This window comes from Pseudomonas sp. GW821-FHT02A11 (assembly GCF_059421985.1).
In genome coordinates this window covers 92583-117166 of record NZ_JBWKWB010000018.1, presented here as the reverse complement: position 1 = coordinate 117166, position 24584 = coordinate 92583, and the positions used below count along the sequence as shown (strand labels likewise).

The 24584-nt window shown below is 59.1% G+C and carries 16 protein-coding genes and 1 pseudogene; 4 read left to right on the top strand and 13 right to left on the bottom strand.

The features are described from left to right. Positions 1–92: 92 nt before the first annotated feature. A complete protein-coding gene (locus AC07V9_RS22150; RefSeq protein ID WP_495017771.1) occupies positions 93–2114 on the top strand; it encodes an RHS repeat-associated core domain-containing protein in 2022 nt (673 codons plus the stop codon). Between the two features lie 154 nt (positions 2115–2268). Here AC07V9_RS22150 and AC07V9_RS22145 read toward each other — a convergent pair whose 3' ends face one another. From AC07V9_RS22145 to yaaA, 13 genes are all read right to left on the bottom strand, one after another. Continuing rightward, positions 2269–3723: a mannose-1-phosphate guanylyltransferase/mannose-6-phosphate isomerase gene (locus AC07V9_RS22145; protein WP_495017770.1), complete on the bottom strand. Its 1455-nt coding sequence runs from the start codon at positions 3721–3723 to the stop codon at positions 2269–2271. 194 nt (positions 3724–3917) lie between these two features. Continuing rightward, positions 3918–4574: an alginate O-acetyltransferase AlgF gene (locus tag AC07V9_RS22140; RefSeq protein ID WP_495017778.1), complete on the bottom strand. Its 657-nt coding sequence runs from the start codon at positions 4572–4574 to the stop codon at positions 3918–3920. Between the two features lie 37 nt (positions 4575–4611). Beyond that, positions 4612–5787 carry an alginate O-acetyltransferase gene (locus AC07V9_RS22135; protein WP_495017769.1) on the bottom strand — a complete coding sequence of 392 codons (1176 nt, stop codon included), beginning with the start codon at positions 5785–5787 and terminating at the stop codon, positions 4612–4614. A gap of 10 nt (positions 5788–5797) precedes the next feature. Next, positions 5798–7363, bottom strand: coding sequence for an MBOAT family O-acyltransferase (locus AC07V9_RS22130; RefSeq protein WP_495017768.1), 1566 nt, complete (start codon positions 7361–7363; stop codon positions 5798–5800). A 264-nt stretch (positions 7364–7627) separates the two neighbouring features. Continuing rightward, positions 7628–8764, bottom strand: coding sequence for a mannuronate-specific alginate lyase (locus AC07V9_RS22125; protein ID WP_495017767.1), 1137 nt, complete (start codon positions 8762–8764; stop codon positions 7628–7630). Positions 8765–8771: 7 nt separating this feature from the next. Next, a complete protein-coding gene (locus AC07V9_RS22120) occupies positions 8772–10211 on the bottom strand; it encodes an alginate O-acetyltransferase (RefSeq protein WP_495017766.1) in 1440 nt (479 codons plus the stop codon). 13 nt (positions 10212–10224) lie between these two features. After that, on the bottom strand, positions 10225–11874 hold the full coding sequence (gene algG, locus AC07V9_RS22115) for a mannuronan 5-epimerase AlgG (protein ID WP_495017765.1): 1650 nt from the start codon (positions 11872–11874) through the stop codon (positions 10225–10227). Between the two features lie 27 nt (positions 11875–11901). Further along, on the bottom strand, positions 11902–13407 hold the full coding sequence (locus tag AC07V9_RS22110; protein ID WP_495017764.1) for an alginate export family protein: 1506 nt from the start codon (positions 13405–13407) through the stop codon (positions 11902–11904). Then, the gene (gene algK, locus AC07V9_RS22105; protein ID WP_495017763.1) at positions 13404–14819 is read right to left on the bottom strand and encodes an alginate biosynthesis TPR repeat lipoprotein AlgK; all 1416 of its coding nucleotides are present in this window, start codon (positions 14817–14819) and stop codon (positions 13404–13406) included. Before algK ends, AC07V9_RS22110 begins: the two co-directional genes overlap by 4 nt. 2 nt (positions 14820–14821) lie before the next feature. Further along, a complete protein-coding gene (locus tag AC07V9_RS22100; protein ID WP_495017762.1) occupies positions 14822–15994 on the bottom strand; it encodes a PilZ domain-containing protein in 1173 nt (390 codons plus the stop codon). Between the two features lie 41 nt (positions 15995–16035). Further along, positions 16036–17517 carry a mannuronan synthase gene (gene alg8 / locus AC07V9_RS22095; protein ID WP_495017761.1) on the bottom strand — a complete coding sequence of 494 codons (1482 nt, stop codon included), beginning with the start codon at positions 17515–17517 and terminating at the stop codon, positions 16036–16038. Between the two features lie 129 nt (positions 17518–17646). Then, positions 17647–18963 carry a nucleotide sugar dehydrogenase gene (locus tag AC07V9_RS22090; RefSeq protein ID WP_495017760.1) on the bottom strand — a complete coding sequence of 439 codons (1317 nt, stop codon included), beginning with the start codon at positions 18961–18963 and terminating at the stop codon, positions 17647–17649. 945 nt (positions 18964–19908) lie between these two features. Further along, positions 19909–20688 carry a peroxide stress protein YaaA gene (yaaA, locus tag AC07V9_RS22085; protein WP_495017759.1) on the bottom strand — a complete coding sequence of 260 codons (780 nt, stop codon included), beginning with the start codon at positions 20686–20688 and terminating at the stop codon, positions 19909–19911. Positions 20689–20999: 311 nt separating this feature from the next. Here yaaA and AC07V9_RS22080 point away from each other — a divergent pair. The 3 genes and pseudogenes from AC07V9_RS22080 to moaC form a co-directional block, all read left to right on the top strand. After that, positions 21000–22163 (top strand): annotated as a pseudogene (locus AC07V9_RS22080) (polysaccharide deacetylase family protein); the annotation flags it as partial. A gap of 415 nt (positions 22164–22578) precedes the next feature. Beyond that, positions 22579–23973 (top strand): PhoH family protein, encoded by a 1395-nt coding sequence (locus tag AC07V9_RS22075; RefSeq protein ID WP_495017758.1) that lies wholly within the window; start codon positions 22579–22581, stop codon positions 23971–23973. A 124-nt stretch (positions 23974–24097) separates the two neighbouring features. Next, complete coding sequence (gene moaC / locus AC07V9_RS22070; protein WP_495017757.1) at positions 24098–24583, top strand: cyclic pyranopterin monophosphate synthase MoaC; 486 nt, start codon at positions 24098–24100, stop codon at positions 24581–24583. Position 24584 lies beyond the last annotated feature (1 nt).

Sequence of the window (24584 nt, the reverse complement as noted above, 5' to 3'; positions counted from 1 at the left end):
TGAGTGCGAGCGCGTGAATCAGTGGTTTAAACGGATTTAGGTTTGAGTTGCAAGGCGGTGTAGCTCGGACGCTTACGTTGAAAGGACAAGCGTTGCAGACATTGGTCAGTGGTATTCGTTACGACGCGCACAATCGGATCGAATCGCAAGCCGCTGGCAACGGCGTGATCACTTCGCAGACGTTCGATGTGGTGGATGGCCGATTGCGCAATCTGCGTGCCGATAATGGGCGGCTGCAAAACCTCTCCTACGCCTACGACCCGGCGGGTAATGTGCTGAGCATCGAAGACAAGGCTCAACCCACGCGCTTTTTTGCCAATCAGCAGATCGAACCGCTGCGCACGTTTACTTACGACACTCTGTACCAATTGGTTGAAGCGACGGGGTATGAATCGACAAGTCGTATTCGAGGTCCGTCTGACGTTCAATCGTTCTCCACCGCCGATGAACTGGGCAATTACATCCAGCGTTATGAGTACGACGCGGGGGGCAATCTGCAGAAACTTATCCACAATGGTGCGCAGAATCACACGCGCTCATTTGGCACAGCGCGGTACAGCAATCGCACGTTGCTGCAAACCGGCGATCAGCCTCCCACTGATGAGCAAATCGCGGCCGGGTTTGATCTGAACGGCAACCTGCGCGAGTTGCAACCGGGGCAAAGCTTGAGCTGGGATATGCGCAATCAACTGAGCCAGGTCATGCCGGTGCAGCGCGATTCCGGTCTGAGCGACAGTGAGATCTATGGTTATGACGCCGCTGGAATGCGCGTGCGCAAGGTGCGAATGGCACAGGCCAAAGTAGCGGTTCATCTGAGCGAGGTGCGCTATCTGCCTGGTCTGGAAATCCGTACAAACAGTGCGACGGGGGAAGTGCTTCATGTGATGACGCCGGCAGTCGGGCACGGCGCTGTGCGAGTGTTGCATTGGTTGGCTGGAAAACCTGCTGTTCTGAAAAACGACCAGATCCGCTACAGCCTCACTGACCCTTTGGGTTCCACCACTCTCGAGCTGGACGCCGATGCGCAACTGATCAGTCAAGAGGTGTATTACCCGTTTGGCGAAACGGCGTGGTTTGCGGCGCGCAGTGAGGTTGAGGCGGGGTACAAGACGGTTCGGTATTCAGGCAAGGAGCGGGATGCGACGGGGTTGTATTACTACGGCTTGAGGTATTACGCGCCGTGGTTGATGCGGTGGATCAGTTCTGATCCGAAGGGAAATGTGGATGGGTTGAATCGGTTTGCGTTTGTGCTTGGTAGTCCGATCAATGGCTATGATTTAGATGGTGGACAGCGTAAAGATATCCTTTTTGGCCCCTTGGACCGAATCGAGCAAGTTGCCGAGAGGGATTATGGGGCCCGACCGCGTTATCGAGGTATCGAACAGATGGAAAGCGAGGGAGAGAAAAGTTTAATTGAAGATATTGATTTTAGTCTCTCAGCAGCCAGTGATCTCATAAATGGAGAGTTTATGCGGCTGTTTTTAGGAGAGACAAGAAATTTGAGAATGTTTCTGGGGGTCGAAGGGCAAGATTTAACAGAAAGTGAAGAGTTGATAGTAAATAACATGGCTCGGACGCTATCTGCAGGCTATCGGGCTCTATTAATACAGCTTAAACGCTATCAAGCTGGTGGCGATCTTCGGAATAATATTACCTTTTTGAAATTTGGTGCTGGTGGGAATGAAGCGGCAAAGGCTTTTGTTGTCCGGGGGGATGAAAAGCAGCGGATCTTCTTGACGGAAACGGTGAATAAGATTGATGGTTTAGAGCTTGCTGCAACGTTAGTGCACGAGTTGTCACATGCGGTATTGGGTACAATGGACTTCTTTTATTTTTATGTAGCGGATAAAACAGCTAAAAGTAGAGAGGCGTATGAAATTTCGTTAGGCGAGGATACGCGCAAGCGTCATCAGTTTGTTGTGCAGAAAAGGAGGGAGTATAAAGCTTCAGAAAATGCTGAACTGCCCTTCGAGGGTTGGCTGTTGAAAAATGCTGACGTATGGGGAATGTATTTGTTGAGTGCAGAACTCAGTCATGATCAATTCGATAAACATCATAGCCATTGGATGAATAAACAGAATCGCCGATCGACCGCCCCAAGTGCAGGGCATTGAGTGGATATGCCTTCATAACAGTTGACTACTACAGCCCTTCTGACTTTCCAGACATCTACGGCTGACTGTGTGAAAAAGCCCCCACCCCACCCCCTGCGGATGGGGAATACGCAGGGGGCGGGCGGGGGCGCTACAACGGTGGCCAGTCGCTGTCTCAGCGAGCGATGGTCTGGGTTCTCACGCCGGCTTCGATGCCGGGGGTCGAGCGACCGTAGACGTCTTCGAAGCGCTCGATGTCGTCTTCGCCCAGGTAGCTGCCCGACTGCACTTCGATGATTTCCAGCGGGATCTTGCCTGGGTTGCGCAGGCGGTGAACCGAGGCGATCGGGATGTAGGTCGACTGGTTTTCGGTCAGCAGGAACACGTTTTCGTCACAGGTGACCTGAGCGGTACCCGATACGACAATCCAGTGTTCGGCGCGGTGGTGGTGCATTTGCAGCGAGAGGCTGGCGCCCGGTTTGACCGAGATGCGCTTGACCTGGAAGCGGCCGCCCATGTCCACGGAGTCGTAGGAGCCCCATGGGCGGTAGACTTCCAGGTGGTTCTGGGTTTCGCTGCGGCCCTGCTCGTTGAGGGTGTTGACCATCTGCTTGACGCCCTGAACCTTGTCCTTGTGGGCGATCATCATGGCGTCCTTGGTTTCGACGACCACGATGTTGTCCAGACCGATCACGGTGACCAGTTTGCCGTTGCCTTGAATCATGCAGTTGCGGCTGTCCTGGATGACTACGTCGCCTTTGGTGACGTTGCCGTTGTCGTCCTTCTCGTTCACGTCCCACAGCGACGACCAGCAGCCGACATCGCTCCAGCCTGCGTCCAGTGGCACCACGCAGGCACGCTGGGTTTTTTCCATGACGGCGTAGTCGATGGAGTTGTCCGGGCAGCAAGCGAAGCTGGCCTGGTCGAGTTCGATGTTGTCGCCGTCGTGCTTGCTGCGCTCAAGGGTCAGCAGGCAGTTGTCGTAGATGTCCGGATCGTGCTTTTTCAGCTCTTCCAGATAACGGCTGGCGCGGAACAGGAACATGCCGCTGTTCCAGAAATATCCACCGGCTTCGACGAATTCCTGAGCGCGTTGCTCGTCCGGTTTTTCAACGAACTGGGCGACGCGGCTCACGCCTTCCGGCAGCAGGGCATCGGCGGTGGATTTGATGTAGCCGTAGCCGGTTTCAGGCTTGGTGGCCGGCACGCCAAACAGGACCATTTCGCCACGCTCGGCCGCCACGGTGGCCAGGGCCAAGGCGCGTTGCAGGGATTTCTGGTCGTCGATGACGTGGTCGGCCGGCAGCACCAGCATCAGCTCGTCACGGCCTTCGTTGGCCAGCATCATCGCGGTGATGGCGACGGCGGGGGCGGTGTTACGACCAAACGGTTCCATGATGATCGCCTGGGTGTCCAGGCCCAGACCGTCGAGTTGCTCGCCGACGATAAAGCGATGCTCCTTGTTACACACCACGATCGGGTGCTGCATGCCCTCGAACTGCAGGCGCTTGAGGGTCTGCTGGAAGAGGGTGTGTTCGCCGGTCAGTGCCAGGAACTGTTTTGGAAACTGTTTACGCGAAAGAGGCCAGAGTCGGGAACCGCTGCCACCTGACAAGATCACTGGAATCATTTTGTTTCTCCAAAATTTCGATAGCGTTTGTTTGGGCTATACGTCGGTTATGTCTGTCGTTTCGGGTGTTTCTAGTTGTTCGTGGAGCTGTAGGAGCGCGCTTGCCCGCGATTGCGTCGGTATGGCCGATACAAATGCGCCGTCTGACACATCGCATTCGCGGGCAAGCGCGCTCCTACGTAAATCCTCCGGATTTACTGAGTCGACGTCGGGCGCTTGACCCACACTGGCGACAGGTTGCTGCCGTTGCCGGTGACGTACAGCACCGCTGCTTCACCGCGCTCAAGCGCGACCGGCTTCAAGTCGCTGACTTTCTTGTCGCCATCGAACAGCGCGAAGCTGACCTTGACCGGGTTGATCTCACGCTCGCCGGTGCCTTTGGCTTTCACCGAATCCACGACCGCGGTCTTGCCGTCGGCGGTTTTCAGGGTCAGCGCCTTGTCGCTCAGGTTCTGCACGCGCACCAGGGACTTTTGCTTGTTCTTGAACGGTGGCTCTTCCACCAGCTGTGGCGCGCCTGAGGTGTTGTTGACGATGGTGTAGTAGTGATCGCTCGCCAGTTTCACCGGCAGGGTGTTGCTGCCGATTTTGGCGCTGTAGTCACCCTGAGGCATGAAGCTGAAGTCACTGCTGGCCAGCGGGCCGATTTCGTTGAGGCTGGTGTTGCCCACGCTTGCACTGATTTCGGCGTTGCTGGCGTTGTAGACACGCACGAAGGTCGAGCCTTTCGGTGCGGTCGGGCCATACAGGGCGGCGTCGCCACCGGCGAAGGCCGAAAGGGAGACGAAGCCAAGACTGGCGGCCAGGACACAGGTTTTCAGCAGACCGGTTTTGGTCGAACGAGTAGGCATGCGAGTTGGGTTCTGCAAGGTCATGTGAGTAGTCCTCTCAGTTTTGCGCCTGATTAGGCGACTCGGATTGATTGGCGTTCTGAGCCAGATTTTGTTGTGGGTCACGAGCCTTTTTGAGTTCGGCGATCCACTGCGGATCGAACTCGGTCAGGTCGTTGTGAGCCGGCAGGTAGCGCTCCGGGAACTCCCAGATCAGCACCTGCGGCGGGTTGCTCTTGAAGGCGTCGGTCTGCAGATACTTGAGCATCGGCAGGATCGGGCCGTGGCCGTCTTCGGCGTAATTCACCACGTCGCTGTGCAGGGCCTGTTTCAGGGCGCCGGCGAAGTTCCAGTTGGGGTTGGCGCTGTAGCTGGTGCCCACCAGACCGACGGCGACCGAGTTGTCTGCGAACAGCGCGTCGCCACCGTCACCTTCGGTTTGCGCAGGGTTGGTGCTGCGTTGTTGCAGGTCATCCGGCTTGGGCAGCAGGTTGCTGAACAGCGGGTCCAGCGGCAGGAAGTTGGTCAGGTCGCCCTTGTACGGCTCGCTGGACTTGGCTTCGGTGACGAAGGTCTGCGGGTCGCCACTGAGCGGGGTCTGTTTGGAGATCGCCTCACCCAGTTGCTGTGCCACCACTTCGGCGCCCATCGGCGTCCAGTGGGTGTCGGTGCGCAGGAAGACCTGGCCCTTGTCCTTGGCGCTTTGCAGCGGCGCCAGCAAGTCAGGGGCGAGGATGCCGGCCTGATTCACTTGAGCGTGGAACTGCTGGTACAGATCGGTGTGCAGCGCCGAAGGCTTGGTGTCACCGATGTGCTCCGGGTACAGACGGGTCTTGGCCGGCACGATGGCCAAGACCAGCTGCGTGCCCTGTTTTTTCAGGGTGTCACGCACGCCCTGGATGATGGCCAGGTTGTCGGCTTCGTTCTGCTCGCCGTTGACCACCGCGTCGAATTCCTCGTCGGTGTACAGCCACTGGTCCTTGCCCAGGATCACGCCCGGACGACCTTCGTTGAACACCTTGTAGTCCAGCGCGGCCCAGAGGTTGGTGCCCAGCCGCTTGATCGGGAACTGATCGTCGTAGTGAGTCTCGACGGCCTTGGTCCAGTGACCATTGAGCACTGTGGTTTCCTTGGACGTCGAGAAGCCGATGAAGCTGCGCAGCGACCACAGACCCAGCGCCAGCAAGATGGCCAGGAACAGAAAGATGTAGATGAAACGCAATGAGCGGTTCATGTCAGGCGCCTCAGAACTGGAAGTACAGGAACGGCGAGAAGCTGGCCGCCGAGAGTTTGAGAATTGAGGCCACGAACATCAGCAGGATCAGGGCGCGCATGACGTAGCGCGACCAGTCGGCGGTCCAGTACGCAGGCTGAACCTGTGCATCGGTGCCGACGATGTAACCCGGTTGATGAATGCTGCCCGGCACGTCGCCCGGTACGGCCTTGATCAGGCCTGGCACAGCCGAAGCAGGGCCATCGGCTTGAACGGGGGCATCACCTTTTGGTTTCTCAGGGGCGCGGTTACGGTAGAAATCGCGCAGGCCGAAGAACGCCAAGGTGATATACGCCACGATCAGGGTCGCCACTTGCAGACCGGTGAGGCTGGCGCGGTTCAGATCCGACAGCTGCCACTCGCCGAAGCTGAACATCGCGCCGTACATGCGGGCGGCAACGTGCAGGTTCTCGGCGCGGAAGATCACCCATCCCATCACCACCAGCAGGAAGGTGAAGGCCCAGCGCACGACGTTGAACGTCTTGGGCGCCGTGTTGATGCCCAGCGCTTTTTCGATCGCCAGCCACACACCGTGCCAGGCACCCCAGACGATGTAGGTGATGTTGGCGCCGTGCCACAGGCCGCCCAGCAGCATGGTCAGGAACAGGTTGCGGTAGGTCGCGACCTTGCCGCCACGGTTGCCGCCCAGGGTGATGTACAGGTAGTCACGCAGCCAGGTGGAGAGGCTGATGTGCCAGCGACGCCAGAACTCGGTGATCGACTGGCTGACATAAGGCTGCTTGAAGTTTTCCATGAAGCGGAAACCCATCATCAGGCCCAGGCCGATGGCCATGTCGCTGTACCCGGAGAAGTCGAAATACAGTTGCGCGGTGTACGCCAGCGCGCCGAGCCAGGCGTCACCCGTGGTCGGGTTTTGCAGGGCAAAACAATGATCGGCGACGACGGCCAGGGTGTCGGCGATGAAGACCTTCTTGATGAAGCCCTGCATGAACCGCGTGCAGCCTTCGCTGAATTTGTCCAGGGTGTGGGTGCGGTTGTTGAACTGATCCACCAGGTCGCGGAAACGCAGTACGGGGCCGGCGATCAGGTGCGGGAAGATCGCCACGAATGCTGCGAAGTCGATCAGGTTGCGCGTCGCCGGTGTGTCGCCACGGTAGACGTCGATGATGTAGCTGATCGATTCGAAGATGTAGAACGAGATCCCGATCGGCAACAGCACGTGGGTCAGGATGAACGGCTCAAGACCGAACGAGGTCATGATCGCGTTGAGGCTGTCCACGCCGAAGTTGGCGTACTTGAAGTAGCCAAGGATGCACAGGTCGACCGCGACACCCAGCAGCAGCCAGCGTTGCGCGGGTTTGGTCCTGACCCCGGCTGCACCTACACGCAGGCCGATCCAGTAGTTCCACAGCGTCACCGCAGCGAACAGGGCCAGGAAGTCCACACGCCACCAGGCGTAGAACACGTAGCTGGCCACCAGCAGCAACAGGTTGCGGTAGCGGTTTCCGCTCACGTAGTACAAGCCGAGAAACACCGGCAAGAACAGGAACAGGAACACGTTGGATGAGAAAACCATCCTTATCTCTCCGTTTGTCCAGCATCAAGGGCCAAAGCCCCCCCAAACCCCCCATGAGAAATCGGAGGGGTAAAACATTTCCAACTCACCACGCGGTATCAACCTGTGGGAGCGAATCCTGTGGGAGCGAATTCATTCGCGAAACGGTGGCTGAATCGCCAACCGTCACAGGTCAGTTCTGAGTTGTCAGGACCGGCCTCTTGCGGATGAATCCGCTCCCACAGGTTTTGCGTCAACCGGTCAGTCCGGCGTGTACATCCGCTGCTACGAACCGCCTTTCTCACCTTTCTCATGGCTCGGGTCATAGGTGCGGGTCATGTCCCCGCCCAGGCGGAAGTTCTTGAACGGCTGCATCTTGTGCTTCTGTTCCAGCACGTCCGGGCCGCAGTCGTAGAGCGAGCAGTAGGGTTCCAGCCAAGCGAATTTCATGTCGGTTTTCAGGTCCGTCATGTCTTGCTTCACGCCGTCCTTCGCCTGGAATTCGTCACCCGAATCCTTCACCCCGGCCAGTACCCGGTCACCCAGGCGTTTCAGCGCTCCGTTGTTTTCAGGACGCAGATCGACGCCGTTGGCCTGAGCGAAACTGGCGATCATTGCCAGTGGCGGCAGGGCGTAGTTGTGGTACGCCAGCGCGCGCTGTTTGCGCTTGAGCTCGTTAGGCAGGAAGCCCTGTTGGTCGATCTGATTGGCCGCGACCTTGAACTCCTTCACCGACCAGTCGAACAGGTCTTTGCGGTTGGTCGCCACGGCGGTGGACATCACCGACCAGGCAGCCCAGTAGGAGTGGTTGTTGATCTTGTCCAGCGGCAGATTGCTCCAGTCGCTGACCACCTGATCGGCGAGCTTGCTGAACCAGGCCTCGATCACTTGCGCGTCCTGACCACGGGTAGCCAACGGATGCGACTCGGAGAACTTCAGGCGCAGGTAAGACGAGGACATGCTGCCCAGCGCCCACTTACGCATCGACTTGCCGGTGTGGTTGAAGTCCTTGGACTCCAGCGCATCGGCCTTGGCCCAGGTGGTGAGCATGCCCAGCGCGCAGTCGAGCTGCTCGGGCCGGCCATCACGCATGTATTGCATCACCACTTTGCTGGTGTTGCGTTCCATCGTGGTGATGTCCTTGGTGGTGTCGCGGAAGGCTTGCTCCGACGCGACGTTCAGCGTCGCGCGAGCCTTGTCCGAGCCTTCGTACTTGCTGCGGAACTGCAGCGAGCCGGTGTAGGGCTGCGGAGTCGCGTCACAAGTGAACTTGTTTTCGCCGCTTTTGAATTTTTCCACACCCTCGTAATAGCCTTGCGGCGGCACGAGGGTCGAGGCGGCACTGGCGCTGGTGGCGAATGCCGAAGCAGACAGCACGGCCAGCGACAGAAGGGTGGGGAGCATCAGTTTTGGAGTGTGCATAAGAGCCTCATAACCCGGCTTGCGCGGTTTGATGCGCGACATTCGGGAACACGTTGCGTTTGCATACTTTCGCTTCGACTTCCTGCGGTGCAGCGCCCGCTTCAGGACCCTGCACTTCCAATGCGAGCAATTGCTGGTCAGCCCAGTCCTTGTCATCGCGCAGTTCGAAGGAGAAGCGCCCGTCGGTTTCGGATGTTTCAGGTTTTTCGATCTTCAGGTCTTCGTGGCGGCCGTTCATGTACCACAGGCGCGCCTGAAGGGTTTTCACCGAGGTGTCGGCGAACTTGATGTCGATCTGATTGCTGCCGTTGCGCACATCCTTGATGCCGTTTTTGCCGTTGACCAACAGCTCGTTGGTGCCCGGCTTGAGGGAGGTTTTGGTGGTCATCAGCGCCGGTTTGCCTTCGCAGCCGTTATCCAGCAGCGACATCATCTGGCGATAGATGGTCTCTTGGTCCAGGCGGTACAGCGGCGAGAATTCCCAGATGAGAATCTTCGGCGGATGTTTCTGGAAGTCGTCGCTGCCCAGGTACTGCAGCATCGAGCCTTCAAGGCCGCCGCCAGGGAAGGCGACGTTCAACACATCCGCACCGATGTATTCCTGCAGAAAACCGGCAAAGTTGTAGTTCTTGCCGCTGTGACTGGTACCGACCAGGGTGATTTCCGGGTTACCGGAATCGCCGAACAGGTCGCCGTCGGCCGCTTCGCCTTTAGGTTCGGTCTCGAACTGATCCATGTACTGGATGGCGTAGCTGGTGCCGCACAATTGACCGGCCATATTGTGCAGAGTGCCCTTCTTGCCCATGCGACCTGACAGATGGGTCTCGAATTCGCGCTTTGGAATGTCCTTGAAGGCGGCCATCTTGTGCACAGAGTCAGCGACGATTTTCGCTGTACGCTGAGCGCCGTACGGGGTCCAGTGCTGGTCACCGCGGAAGTAGAAATCATGGGCCTGCTGCTCGTTGGTCAACGGCGACAGATCCGGCACGGTGTAGCCCATTTTCGCGAAGCGCCCCAGCATGGCCTGGTAGTTGCGCAGTGCCGTGTTGTAGTCGAATTTGTCGCGTTCGGCCGGGAACAGCTTGTTGCGATCGACCAGCCCGCGAGTCGGCTGATACACCACCACCAGCTCCACGCCCTTGCTCTTGAAGGCGTCGTGCAGCTGTTGCATGCGGCGGTAGCCTTCAGGCGTGGTGTCGAATTCGGTGCGCAGGTCTTCGCGGGTCCGGAACAGCCAGTCGCCCTGGGCCTGCACCAGCGTGGTGAAGTTCTGCTGGTAGCGGGTGACGTAATTTTTTTCGTCGTGCGCTTCCGGGCACAGGCTGCAGCAAGGCTCGGCGGTGAAGTTCGGCGCTGCGGCATCGGCTGCCGATGCTGCGTTGCTGGCCGCGAACAGGGCCGCTGTGAGGCCCGACAGCGTCAGCAATTTGATCAAGTGTGCGTGCATAGAAATGGCTTCCTCAGTCCCGGAGTTGTTTCTGGCTTTCGACCGGGTCGATCAACACGGCTTTTTGCTGGCGCACCAGCAGATCGAGGATTTCGTCCTGACGATCGCCGAGCACGCCGTTGAAGCTGATCCCGCTGCTCTTGGTCGGCGCAAGCATCGACACCTTGTACAGCTCGACACTCAGGGGCGAGTCGATGGACAGAGGGCCTGAGCCGTTGGAGGTCAGTTCACCGCCGACCATGATCAGCGACACTTCGGCGTCGAACGGATCGAGCTTGATGTCGCGGTCGGTGTCGGACAGGTCTTTGATGTGGCCGTAGACGCCCATCAGGCCGTTGCCGATGGCCAGGTTCTCGTACAGCTTGATGTTGGTGCTGTTGCGAACCCGGATGCCGTGACGTTTGTTTGCGAACACACGGTTGCCCCACAGCAGGTTGTCGGCGCTTTCGTACAACGTGATGCCGTCGGTGTGGTTGCGATAAATCTGGTTGTAGGCCACCAGGTTGTTCACGCTGTTACGGTCCAGGACGATGCCGGACAGATGGTTCTCGTAGCTCTTGTTGTTGATGATGAAGCTGTCGTTCACCTCACGGGAGATGATGATCCCGTGCTTCTTCTTGGTCCCGTACACCGTGTTCTCGGCAATGATCAGACCGTGGGAACGGTCATGGGGGTCGATGCCGTAGATGATGTTGTCGTGGTAGGTGTTGCCCTTGACCACGAAGTCGCGGGTCTCATAGCAGTAGTAGCCGTACCACATGTCCGAGAACTCGGAATTGACGATCCAGCCGGTCGGGTCCGGGCGGTTCATCTGCGCTTTCATGTTGGGCGTGTACTGGGAAATACTCACCCCGTACGACTTGCTGTTGTTGTAGCCCAGGCTTGCGACCTTGGTATTGAACATGTAGGTCTGGCTGCCGCCCCAGGACAGCAGGAACGGACGAAACTCCTTCGGCGCCTTGAAGGTCGACGGGCCGTTGGCCTTCTCGCTCCAGCCGGTCAGTTTGGTGTCCTGCATGAACAACTGGTTGTCGTTGACCAAAAACGCGCCGGCTTCCTGGGACAGGCGCAGCTCGGTGGTTTTCTTGTCGACTTCGAAGATGCCTTTCTTGCCGACCACGATCGGCAGACGCGCCAGGAACACACCCGGCGAGGTTTCGCTCAGGTACTGTTTGGGCACCTTCTTCGCCAGATCCTGAAGGTTCATGTAGCCGTCGTCGACGAAGATCGCTTGCGGAATGCCGTGTTGACGGGCAACCCATTCGGCCATCTTATTGTCGCCGCCGATGAACTCCTTCAGCGCGTCTTCCTGCATCATGCGGCGGATCGAAACCTTGCCCGGTTTGCTGCGCACGATCTTCTTCTGCATGGCCTGTTGGGTGTAGCCCGAAAGGTCCGGCAGCTTGGGTTTGTCCATCATCAACGGGCCCGCGTCGGGGCTGGTAATGCTGTAGGTCTTGGCCTCGTGCAGGTCTTTGACCGTGCCCGGATCGGCTGGCTGCTGAGCGGCAGCCGGTGCCGGCTTGGCCACCGGCGTATTGGCCATGGCCGACACGCCGGACAGCATCAGGACGCCGCCCAGTACCGCACTTCTCAGTGCGGCGCTTTCCAGCAGGGCATAGGGCCAGGCCCGTGACCGCAAACTGTTTGCTTGGCTGTTCATCTCATCGCACTCCTATCGCGGCTTGCATCAGAAGCGCCAGATGACGTCGACGATGGCGCGGTGCATGTAGTTGTCCACACCGCTGCCATACGCATCGCCGGGTTTGAACACGCCCGCGCGCAGGCGAATCAGCGCCGACGGCTCGTCGAAGGACTGGCTGACCGAGGTCGGCAGCAGGCCTTGCTTGAAGTACTTGGTGACCACCAGATCCATCTCCTGACCCAGGTCCTTGTTGCCGTCTTCCATTGGCAAGGACGTGAAGGTCGAGACGCCATCGGCATCGACACTCTCGCTGGCCGGGTTGACGCCTGCGCCACCGATGCCCGCATGGCCATCGACGCGGCGGAACTTGTGGTAGATCAGCGAGGCGTCGTAGTCCTCTTGCATCTGCCAGGAGGCGAACAGCGAGCCGGATTCCACGTTGGCCATTTCGCCCTGGAAAGCTTCACCGAAGCGGTGCACGCGCGAGCGGGTGCCGGTCCAGTTCGAGCGGTTGCTCTCCAGGCCGTTCTGTTCGTAGTTCTTGCTGGCGCGCGAGTAAGCGCCGCCGACCTGCCACTGCGGATCCAGACGCAAACGCAGGCCCAGGTCAGTCGCCCAGCCGCTCACATGGCTGCTGTCTTTCTGACCGGCCAGGTACTGGTCAGTGGTGGCGTCGTAGGTCGAACCGATCTGATCGCGGTTACCGGTCAGCCAGGTCAGGCTGCCCCAGTAGTTGACGGTGTTCAGGTTGCGATAGTTGTAGGCATCGCTGTTGGCCTGAAGGCCCAGCCAGGTCAGGTCGCCGCGGCTGGTCTTGTCCAGATCGTCGATGGCTTCGCCCTGATGCTTGAGGCTGCCGTCGTCGTGGCTGTGATGCGCCCGAATGCCGGCCCACTGGCCTGGCATCCACTGGTACTCCACATCGCCGAACAGGTGCTGGCGATTCTTGTCCTGGGCCGACAGCTCGGTGAGGTCGGTGCGGTATTCGCTGAAGCGCTGGGCGGCGCCGACTTCGGCCTTGAGCAGGGTGGTGTCGAAGGTCCAGTTCAGGGCTTCGATGTTGGTGTCGTGCCACTGGCCGTCGTCGTTGCGCAGGCGCTGGCGACCCAGTTTCAGGATCTCGCCAGGGTAGGGCGTGAAGCCGCTGTAGCCGATCCAGAACTCGCGCAGGGCAGCGTAGCTGTCGTCCACTTCGCGGCTGCTGGAGGTCTTGCGAGCGCGCTGGCTGCTTTGACCGTTGGCATCGGTGACCTGCTGATCCAGCGGGTCGGTCTGGATGGTGTCAGTGGCGGTCACCACCTGACCCATCGCGTAGCCGCTCCAGTCGCCCCATTGGCCATAAGCCCATGGGCGCAGGTCCAGACCGACACCGTTGACGTCGCCACCGCCGCGGGTGCCCAGGTCACGGTCATCTTCCATCTGGCCGGTGGCTTTGACTTCGATGCCGAAATTCTTGGTGTCGGTCAAGGCAGCCAATGTCGGCGTGGCCCAGATCAGGGTGAAGCCCAGACCGAGCCCGGCCGCCATCAGAGGGTTCAATTTAAGCTTCATAGAGGTGCGTCCTCGCCGTCTTTTTCTTCTTGCAGGCTCTGTAAGGCCAGCGCGTTCTGCGCTGTGGTGCCACGGACCTGCTGTTCACGTTGGAGAAGACTCTGTGCCTGGGCACGTTTCTCAGGGGGCAGTTGATCGTTCAGTTGCTGCATCAGGTCGGCGGCCTGCGGCGTGCCCTGGGCCTGCGCAAGCTGGCCGAAGACCCAGGCGTTGACCGGATCAGGCTTGATGCCCTTGCCTTGCGAGAACAGCTGCGCGAGGGCGAAGTCGGCGCTGTTCTGGCCCCCGCGAGCGGACGTCAGCAGTTCGTTGACGGCACGTTGCGGATCGGGATTGCCGAGGTAGCCACGGCGGTACAGCTGGCCCAGGTAGTAATGCGCGGAGATCTGCGTCGGCGCGGCCTTGCTCAGGTGCTCCTCGGCTTTTTTCGCATCCGGCAGCACCAGCTTGCCTTCGTAGTAGAGCTTGCCCAGCAGCAGCTCGGCGCGGGGTTGGTCCGCCGCACGGCCGTTGTCCAGGTACTCCATCATCTTGTTCACGTCGCCCAGTTCGGGGTAGTCGTACAGCAGCTGCGCCAGGCTCACCCACGAAGCCGGATAGCCCGGAGCGACCTTTTCCAGCAGTTGCTGAGCGGTCTTCTCGTCGGGCTTGCCGAGGGTCGAATCGGCCAGCACACGGGCGACGGTGTCGACGCGCATGGCCGGAATGCTGCCACTCGAATAACCGCTTTCCATCTGTTTGATCAAGGCGGCCTGTTTGTCGGCTTCGCCGCGTTTCTGATAGACCGTGGCCAGTTCCATGTAGCAAACGTCGCTGGTGCGCAGCGCCTGTTTGCAGATGGTTTCGACTTCCGCCAGATGCTGGTCGTAGGTGCCCTGGGTGCGATACAGCACAACCTGAGCCAGACCCGCTTCCGGATAACCCTGAGCGCGCCATTCGTTGATCTTCTGCTGCGCATTCACGTTGGGGAACGTGTGCGGGTATTGCAGGTAGAGCATCGCCAGCGGAATCAGGGTGCCGGATTCACCATTGGCGAAGGCTTTCTTCAACAGCCCCTCGGCTTCGCGCTGCTCGGCCTCGGTGGAGTTGGGCTTGACCGCCAGCAGCTTGCCCAGACGCGATTGCGCCCGTGGCGAGGTGTCGGCTGCCGCGCGATAGGTCGCCTCGGCCTGTTTGATCTGCTCGGGGTCGCGGGTGCCGACCTGAATATCTGCAAGACCCACCTGCGCTTCGGCGTAACCCATGTCGGCCAACTGGCGATAGTTCTGCTCGGCGAGGTTGGTGTCGCCGCGTTGCAGAGCTTCATTAGCCAGGCGCTGGTCAGGCAGATTGAGGCCGCAACCGCCTAGGGTGAGGGCGATGGCCAGACTCAATACCGCCGGGGCGGACACGCTTCGTAGAGGGCCGGTCATGATCAGAGGCCTGCAGCAGTGGCTTTGTCGATCAGCCAGTTCAGCGACGGACCGCGATCACTGACCACTTCCACCGGCAGGCCTGCCAGGCTGCTGCTCAGGGATTCATCAGGCTGGATCTGCACACGAATATCGGACGACAGGTCAGCCGGGCTCAGGGCCGTGGAGCTGACGATCTTGCCGCTGTGCGTGCCTTCCTGGCCTGCGACCTGGAAGTTGACGCGCGCGCCTGGCTGCACGTCGGCGAACTGGCGATAGGTGAAGCGAGCGTCGATGTTGGCAGGCACGTTGCGCGGCACCATCTGGAAGATCACGTCGCCCTTGGCGGCGTACTGACCGTTGGCAACCAGTTGCTTGCCGATCACGCAGTCGCATGGGCTGGTGAGGGTGCCGGCCAGCTGGCGACCGAACAGCTCTTCGATCTTCGCTGGCTGCATTTCATCCGGGTCCAGGTTGCCCTTGAGCACGTCGAGCATGCTGGTGTTGAACGATGCCAGCGGCGCGCCTTTGGCCACGTCACCGTTGGGTGCGACCAGGCTGGTGACGGTGCCGTCGCGCGGCATGGTCACGTCCATGGTCGGCACACTGACCAGGCCCGACGTGGAGTGGCTGACGAAGTACATGCCGTAGACCGACTTGGCCACAAAGCCGAACGCAACCAAGCCCACCACGAAGATACCGGCGCTGAAGGTCACTGCACGCAGACGACCGAAGGCGCTCAGGCCGCTGCCGCTGTCCTTGACCTTGCGCGCCTTGGTGAAGTTGTCGCGCTGCAGGGTGGCCAGCACTTCACCCATGCTGACGATCTCGCCGGACAGGTGGGAAGTGATCAGGTGGCGCAGGGTTGCGATGTCCTGGGCTTCCAGGTGTTGGAACTGGCACCCGACGCGGCCGCTTGCCGAATCGTAGGCACGAACCAGCAGTTCGACGTCCATGGCCAGGCCCAGGTTGTCGATCAGGAACTGCATGCGCCCCTTGAGCACCTGGCCGATCTGCGGCACCAGGTTGGCGGGCGCGATGTAGCTCAGGCCGCCAGCCGACAGGTCTTCGATACGCACCAGCGGAGCATTCGGCTGGCCATTGAGCAGGCGCAGCTTGGCTGGAATTTTGATCCGGGCGTGCTGACGCTGAGCTTCGGATTCATGGACGACGTTTGCATTCACGGCTGTGTTCATGGCGGTAATTCCTGATTAATCGAGTTGATCCATTGCGGTCTTCAGACCATTGTCAGCAGCACGGCAACGAAGATGCTGCCCGCCGAGAAAGTCATGGTTCGAGACGACCAGGTGTTGAACCAACCCTGGAAGCTGGCCATGTCACGGCTCAGTTTTGTGTCCTGTCGGGTCCAGGACTGACGGTCGAGGCGGAAGAAGACGTAGATCTTCATCAGCGCGCCGACGATCTGGTTGTAATAAAGAATCACGGGGTAAGCGGGGCCGATGGCGTGCCCGGAGCACGACAGCAGCAGCGTCAGGATCAGGCGGGTAATGCCGATCCACAGCAGGTACGCCAAGAGGAACGCGATGCCGTATTTGAAGGCCGCGAGCAGGGCGACGGTCAGGCCCAGGATCGAGGTCCACATCGACACGCGCTGGTCGAACAGCACGATGCTGGTGAAGATGCCCAGACGACGCACGCCCAGACCCAGCGCACGAGAGTTCTGACGCAGGTTGTTGCCGTACCAGCGGTACATCAGCTTGCGGCTGGCTTTGAAGAAGCTCTTCTCCGGCGGGTGTTCGACCGTGTTGATCGCGGCATCCGGCACGTAGAAGGTGTCGTAACCCAGGCGCATCAGGCTGAACCAACTGGACTTGTCGTCGCCGGTCAGGAACTTGAAGCGGCCCAGGCGCCAGTGCTGCAGCGAGTCGCTCTCGACGTCGGCGATGAAGTCAGGATCGGTCACGACCGTGGCACGGAACACCGACATACGACCGGTCATGGTCAGAACGCGCTTGGACAGGGCCATCGAGCACATGTTGATGTGACGCTGAGCGAAGCGCAGCTTGTGCCACTCGCTCATGATGTAGCCGCCGCGCACTTCGCAGAACTCGTTGGTGGTCAGACCGCCGACGTTGTCGAACAGCTGGAACCACGGCACGGTTTTGCGGACCACGCCTTCAGCCAGCACGGTGTCGCCATCGATCACGGCAACCACTGCGCGGTCGTCGGGCATGTGTCGCGAGATGGCGCGGAAACCAAAGGCCAGGCCGTCACGCTTGCCAGTGCCGGCGATGCGCACGAAGTCCAGCTTCACGTGTTCTGGCGGGTTGTACTTGGCCCACAGGGCCTTGACCAGCAGCTCGTCGGACATTTCCACCAGCGAGCACACCACGGTGGTCGGGTAGCCACAGGCGATGGCTTCTTCGATCACCGAGCTGTACACCTGAGCGGTGGTCAGCGCGTCGATACGAAAGCTGGTGACCATCAGGAACACATGGGATGGATCGGCCGCCTTGCCCAGCTTGCGCACTTTGCGGCGCAGGTGGGGGTAGACGATGTAGAGAAAAATCATGCCGCGCACAAAGTGCGTTGCGCCCATCGAGTAACGCCAGATACCGACGATACCGACCAGGAAAATAAAGTCTTTGGACTGCGAGTCAAACAGCGATGCGGGCAGTGCCATTGCGATGGCAGCCAGCAAACTTAAATAAAACAGCCAACCGGCGGCTTGAAGAAAGCCTTGTTTCAGCCTGTGCATAATCGAAGTCCCTAAAAATCAGTTGCAAGCCGCGAGCTTCAAGCCACAAGCCCAAGCGAGAACGCATTGGACCTGAGGCCTGGAGCTGGCTTTGAACTTGTCGCTTGAAGCTTGCAGCTTGCCGCTGCTTTACCAGCAGATGCCTTCGGTCTGGCCGTCTTCGGTGGTGGTGCCTTTCATGAAGCCCACCAGGTCGATGACCTTCTTGCCGGCTGGAGCGTTGTTCGCCAGGGTGCGGAAACGCTCGTCACGGTTGCCCAGGATGATCACGTCGGAACCGTCGACAACGGCGTCGAAGTCCGAGTTGAGCAGGGAGGAAACGTGAGGGATTTTCGACTCGATGTAGTCTTTGTTCGCGCCGTGAACACGGGCGTACTCGACGTTGGCGTCGTAGATGCTCAGGTCGAAACCTTTACCGATCAGCATCTCGGCCAGTTCCACCAGCGGGCTTTCGCGCAGATCGTCGGTGCCGGCCTTGAAGCTCAGACCCAGCAGGGCAACCTTGCGGGTGTCGGCGGCTGCGACGATGTCGAACGCGTTCTGTACCTGAGACACGTTGCTGCGCATCAGCGAGTTGAGCAGCGGCGCTTCGACGTCCAGGGAGCTGGCGCGGTAGGTCAGGGCGCGAACGTCTTTTGGCAGGCACGAGCCGCCGAACGCGAAGCCTGGGCGCATGTAGTACTGCGACAGGTTCAGGGCCTTGTCCTGGCAGACCACTTCCATCACTTCGCGACCGTCGACACCGACTGCCTTGGCGATGTTGCCGATTTCGTTGGCGAAGGTGACCTTGGTCGCGTGCCAGACGTTGCAGGTGTACTTGATCATCTCGGCAACGGCGATGTCCTTGCGGATGATCGGCGCGTCGAGTTCTTCGTACAGCGACTGCAGAACGTCACCGGAGGCCTTGTCGAATTCCCCGATAACGGTCATTGGCGGATGATCGTAGTCGGCGATCGCAGTACTTTCGCGCAGGAACTCAGGGTTTACCGCAACGCCGAAGTCGACACCGGCTTTCTTGCCCGAGCAGTCTTCCAGGATCGGGATGACCACGTTGGCAACGGTGCCTGGCAACACGGTGCTGCGCACGACGATGGTGTGGCGGGAAGTCTTGTCGCGCAGCACGAAGCCGATTTCGCGGCAGACGGATTCAATGAAGTCCAGTTCCAGATCGCCGTTCTTCTTGCTTGGCGTACCGACGCAGATCATCGACAGGTCAGTTGCGCGAATCGCTTCGGAAAAATCGGTGGTGCCGCGCAGTTTGCCGTTCTTGATGCCGCTCTCCAGAAGCTCGCCCAGACCTGGTTCCACGATTGGAGACTTGCCCTGGTTGATCAGATCGATCTTGGCGCTGGAAATATCCACGCCGACCACATCATGACCGCGCGCCGAGAGGCAACCAGCACATACTGCACCGACATAGCCCAAACCAAAGATGCTGATATGCATCGTAATCTCCTCGATTTTTACGCCATTTAGTTGGCTGGAAATAGAACCTGTATTCAGGAACTGTCTTACAAGTTTCGCGCACTCGTCCGCACGGCAAGTTAATGTCGTGACACAAGCACAGGCAGAATTTAAGTGTGAGCGGCCTTGTTCCTTAGGCTGGCTCGAACTATACGGTTACAAGCGTCGGGTAGCGCGTATGTATATATACGGGATCCCGATCTGGGATATGGCATAACACTCCAGCGGATAGTTGCGAGTCGCTGCCGCGCCTCTGGCTCAAGGCTTTTGGCCATGATTCAGTATTGTCTTGCTCGTCAGTGGCTGCAGGCACCCATTTGGTGCTTGCTCATTTAACTCAACTAGTTTGGTGCGTTCTCTCCTTGCACGTACCAATTAGACCGGCGGTCTAACTAGGTTGAAGCGTAACTTTTGGCTCTATCGTTATTCCTTGTAAGAGATGTCTCACAAGGTGGACGAGAATTGTTACGGGATGTAGGAGCGTACGGTATCCCGAGAAGTTCCTGGCCGCTCGTCCTCTTTTTGAGATTTTTTGAAACCTTTACGCTTGTGCGGATGCTTGCACTTTGATGGCAGTTTCTGTTTCGCCCTTTGTTGCCAAGGGGTTGAGGCTAGTGCATGTAACGGTGCCACTAGTTCGAGTGGTCGAAGTGCCACTACTCAAAATCACTGTTAAATTTTTGAGAAAAATCTCGGAAACTTTCAAGGTGATTTTTTATTGGCGCCAAACGCATGACGACAGTGCCGCTCGTCTGTCCAAAAAGCATTAGCGGAACTTTCAAAGTGCCCGAATTGGCCTCGAAAAAGAGATGACAAGGGGACGAGTGGCGCGATTCACGCGCAAGCGTCAGAGCCAAAGTGGGGCAGGGGGGGTTGAACGCGGTTCGATGAGAACCGCGTCTTAATACAGCACGATAAACGGCGTGTTCAGGCGTCGCTTTCATCTCGCAGGAACACCAGCTTTTCAGCAGTGGAAAGCGCCTTGCTGAAGCAGTAGCCCTGCACATTGAATTGCTTCAAATGCTCAGGGTTGTCGATGCGCTCGGAAATGACGAAGCGACTCATCATCCCGCGCGCTTTCTTGGCGTAAAAGCTGATGATCTTGTACTGGCCGTTCTTTTGGTCGCGAAATTCGGTATCGATGACGCGAGCCTTGAGCGCCGGGCGTTTCACGGCCGAGAAATACTCGTTGGAGGCCAGGTTCAGAAGCACGTCGTCGCCTTGTTCGGCCAGCGCTTCGTTCAGCCATTCGCTGATGCGGTTGCCCCAGAACGCGTAAAGGTCCTTGCCTCGTGCGTTGGCCAGTTTGGTGCCCATTTCCAGGCGATACGGCTGCATCAGGTCCAGCGGGCGCAGCAGGCCGTACAAGCCGGAGAGCATGCGCAGGTGCCGTTGGGCGTAGTCCAGGTCGGCGTCTTTCAGGGTTTCGGCATCAAGACCGGTGTACACGTCGCCCTTGAACGCCAGCAGCGCCTGCTTGGCGTTTTTCGGGGTAAAGGCCGGGGTCCAACTGCCAAAGCGCGCGGCGTTGAGGCCGGAAAGCTTGTCGGACAGGTGCATCAGCTCGCCGATCTGCGCAGGCGTCAGCTCGCGAAGCTGCGTGATCAGCTCCTGGGAGTGGTCCAGGTACTGAGGCTGTGTGAAGCGTTCGGTGGTCGGCGGGGTTTCGAAATCGAGGGTTTTCGCTGGGGATATCACCATCAGCATGCGGACGTCTCCTTTGATCGTGGTCGCGATTCTAGGGGTTGCGCGCGGCCGACTCCAGCTATGGTGATGATAGGCGATGGAATGAAGAGCAGTGGCTGACCCTGTGGGAGCGAATTCATTCGCGATGCGGCGGTGCGGGCGATGCATCTTTATCATCTGGGCTATTTTTCGCGAATGAATTCGCTCCCACAGGTAGGTGTCATCGTTAATGAAAGGTGAGGCGTTCGCAGGGCGATTCTGGAGCCGATCAAATCCGCTATAGTGCCTCGCCGGTTTCGGCCTCTTCATTCAAGGATTGGGAGCACGTCGTTTTGCGCATGCTGTTATTGATCGGTGCCTGCCTGTTGGGGCTCAACGCCCAGGCGGCGACAGGAGATATCGCGACCATCGATCGCAGTGTCTGGCCCGAGGTGTTGGAAACCCCGCAACTGTTCGATGTGGCTTCCCGTGCCGAGATCCTCAGCTTTGCTCATCAATTGCTGGAGAGCGAAAATCTGAACGACCTGCAGTTGGCCGACCGCCTCGGGCTGCGGCAGATCAACGTGCAAACGGTGAACCTGATCCGCAATCGCCTGTGGACACGCCTGTTCGACAACTGGAAAGCCGCCGAACGCTCTTGCGAAGCCGATGCGTCGTTCTGTGTGCTGGTCGATGACGTGCCCATGCTGCGCCAGCGTGCGAGCGAATACAAAGTCGCCGACGATTCCTTTTATGCCCGCTGGGCCGCACCGGCTGATGCCTTCAACCAGCGTTATCTGAATGAGCTGCTGCGCATGGCCGCGTTGTTCCCGCAGACCAGCAGCGAGATTGAGCGCTACAACTCCGATGAGTTGAGCGGCGATGAAATGCCTGATCGCACCTTCCTGCTCAATTTCGAGAGTGGTCCTTCGGTCTCCGGCGGCGCCACCGACTGGCTGGCCGACTTCATGCGCCAGCAGAAGATCAACGCCACCTTTTTTGTATTGGGCAAGAATCTGCAAAGCCGCGTGGAAGGCAGTTCGCCCGAGGCCTTGCAGACGCTGTATCGCCAGCAATGCGTGGGCTTGCAAGGCTGGGAGTATCGCTCTCACGCCCACTGGAACGACTGGCACGACTCCATCGAGCGCAGTGCAGCGTTGGTTCAGCAGATGCTGCCCGATAACTACGTGCCGCTGTTCCGCCCCCCTTACGGCCATCGCCGGGCCGACAGTGCGCAGTTTTTCCGTGAGCAGGAACTGCGCGTGTCGCTCTGGAACATCGACTCCCAGGACGCCACCGGCCGCATCAGCGCCGAGCAGACGGCCCATCGCGTGCTGACCCTGATGCTGCTCTGGCGTCGCGGCAACATCGTCTTCCACGACAGCACCGACAAGGCGCAACAGGCGGTGCCATGGTTGATGGCCAACACGGCCCCGAGCGGGATTACGTGGGAAGACTGTCATATTTATCCCCAGCAGCTGTCGGACGAAACCGATGAGGATGTGCCCGATGACGAGGATACCGACGAGCCAGCGGATGACTCGCCCGCCGATCAGGCGCCAAGCGCTGACGATCAGGCTGAGAAGCCCGCAACACAAGGGGAGTAGGGAATAAAGAGGAAGAGGAAGTCGAAATTTCGCGCAGGTTTTCTGCCGACCGGACTTCCGACTGTAAACGCGTAGACGGCATCCGCCAAGGGCTATTCGTCACGCTGTGAAATAAACTTGGAAATCCTCTCAAAACGCTTTTTTATGTCATCGGTTTTGCGGTATTACGACAACAGACCGCCGAACCCTGCAACACAGGTGGCGTCATTCCAGACCCCACTTTGCGCAATTCTCGCCTGCCCTAAGGCGAGAGCCTCGGCGGCCTTTTCGTGGCGCGACATCGTTTGTGTGTCGCGTCGCCTGGCTACTACAAAGGTGAGCGAGTATGGATGACAACGGACGCACCCCTTCCTCTAACCAGCCAATCCTCTATGTGCTCGATACCAATGTATTGATCCACGATCCAAACGCACTGCTCAATTTCGAAGAACACCACGTCGCACTCCCCATGACTGTCCTCGAAGAACTGGACAAGCTCAAGGCGGGCAAGCACTCGGTCGCCGCAGAATGCCGCCAGGCTATCCGGCTGATCGACAAGACACTCGGCGAAGCGACCCCGGAGGAGGTCGAAAGAGGCGTACCGATCGATCGCGGTACAGGCGTTTTCAAGGGTTACCTGTCCATCCTGATGAGCAAGCGCGAAGAGCCCAACAGCCTTCTGCCTGAGCACCTGAACGACAACATCATCATCAACCAGTTGATCGACCTGCATGCGCGCAAAAAGGAAATGCGCATCATCCTGGTCACCAAAGACATCAACATGCGCCTTAAAGCGCGTGCCTGTGGCATTGCCGCCGAGGACTACAGCACCGACCAGCTGGTCGACGATGTGTCCATGCTGTCGCGCGGCTACCACACCCTGACCGGTTCTTTCTGGGACCGTGTGAGCAAGGTCGACACTCGCCAGGATCATGGCCGTACTTGGCACAAAGTGCAGATGAATGAGCAGATCCCGGCGATGCACATTAATGAGTTCATCATCGATGAGCAAGGCTTCGTCGGCTGGGTCAAGGGCGTGAAGGCAGACGAAATCGTGCTGCTGGACATGCACCAGGAGCCTCTGTTGCATCAGGAAGCCTGGGGCCTGAAACCTCGTGATATCTATCAGGGCCTGGCGCTGTTCGCGCTGCTGGACCCGGACATCCATCTGGTCAACCTGTCCGGCGCCGCAGGCTCGGGCAAGACCATTCTGGCGTTGGCCGCTGCCATCGAGCAGACCATGGTCAGCAAGCGCTATCGCCGCATCATTGCGACGCGCAGCGTGCAGGGGCTCGACCAGGAGATCGGCTTCCTGCCCGGTACCGAAGCGGAAAAAATGGAGCCTTGGCTTGGCGCCATCACCGACAACCTGGAAGCGCTGCACATGGATGACGAAAACACCCATGGCAGTGTCGATTACATCCTGAGCAAGGTGCCGCTGCAGTTCAAATCCCTCAACTACATTCGAGGCCGCAGTTTCCAGCAAAGCCTGATCCTGATCGACGAATGCCAGAACCTCACCCCGCACCAGATGAAAACCATCATCACCCGTGCCGGCGCCGGTTCCAAGGTGGTCTGCCTGGGTAACCTGGCGCAGATCGACACCCCTTACCTGTCGGCCACCAGTTCCGGCCTGACCTACCTCACGGAGCGCTTCAAGGACTTCCCCAATGGCGTGCACATCACCCTGCAAGGGGTGCCACGCTCGATCCTGGCCGAGTATGCGGAGAGCCATCTGTAAATAGCTTCGAGCTGTAAGTTCCGAGCTGCAAGTGTTGGTCCGGTGTAGGGCTAATGCTTGTAGCTTGTAGCTCGAAACTCGCGTCTTGCCGCTATAATGCGGGCTCCTGTCCAGGAGTCATCCCGTGCTCACTCATCTCGATTCCCAAGGTCGCGCCAACATGGTCGACGTCACTGAAAAAGCCGTGACGTCCCGTGAAGCCGTGGCCGAAGCGCGCGTGCGCATGCTGCCCGAAACCCTGCAAATGATCGTCGACGGAGGCCACCCCAAAGGCGATGTGTTCGCCGTGGCGCGTATCGCCGGCATTCAGGCCGCAAAAAAGACCAGCGACCTCATCCCCCTGTGCCACCCGTTGATGCTGACCAGCGTCAAGGTCGAGCTCCATGCCGAAGGCGCTGACACCGTGCACATCGTCGCCCGCTGCAAGCTCTCCGGGCAGACCGGTGTGGAAATGGAAGCGCTGACCGCCGCCAGTGTCGCGGCATTGACCATTTACGACATGTGCAAGGCCGTGGATCGCGGCATGGTCATCGAGCACGTACGTCTGCTGGAAAAACTCGGTGGCAAGAGCGGGCATTTCGTTGCCGATGAAACGGTAGGTGCGTCATGAG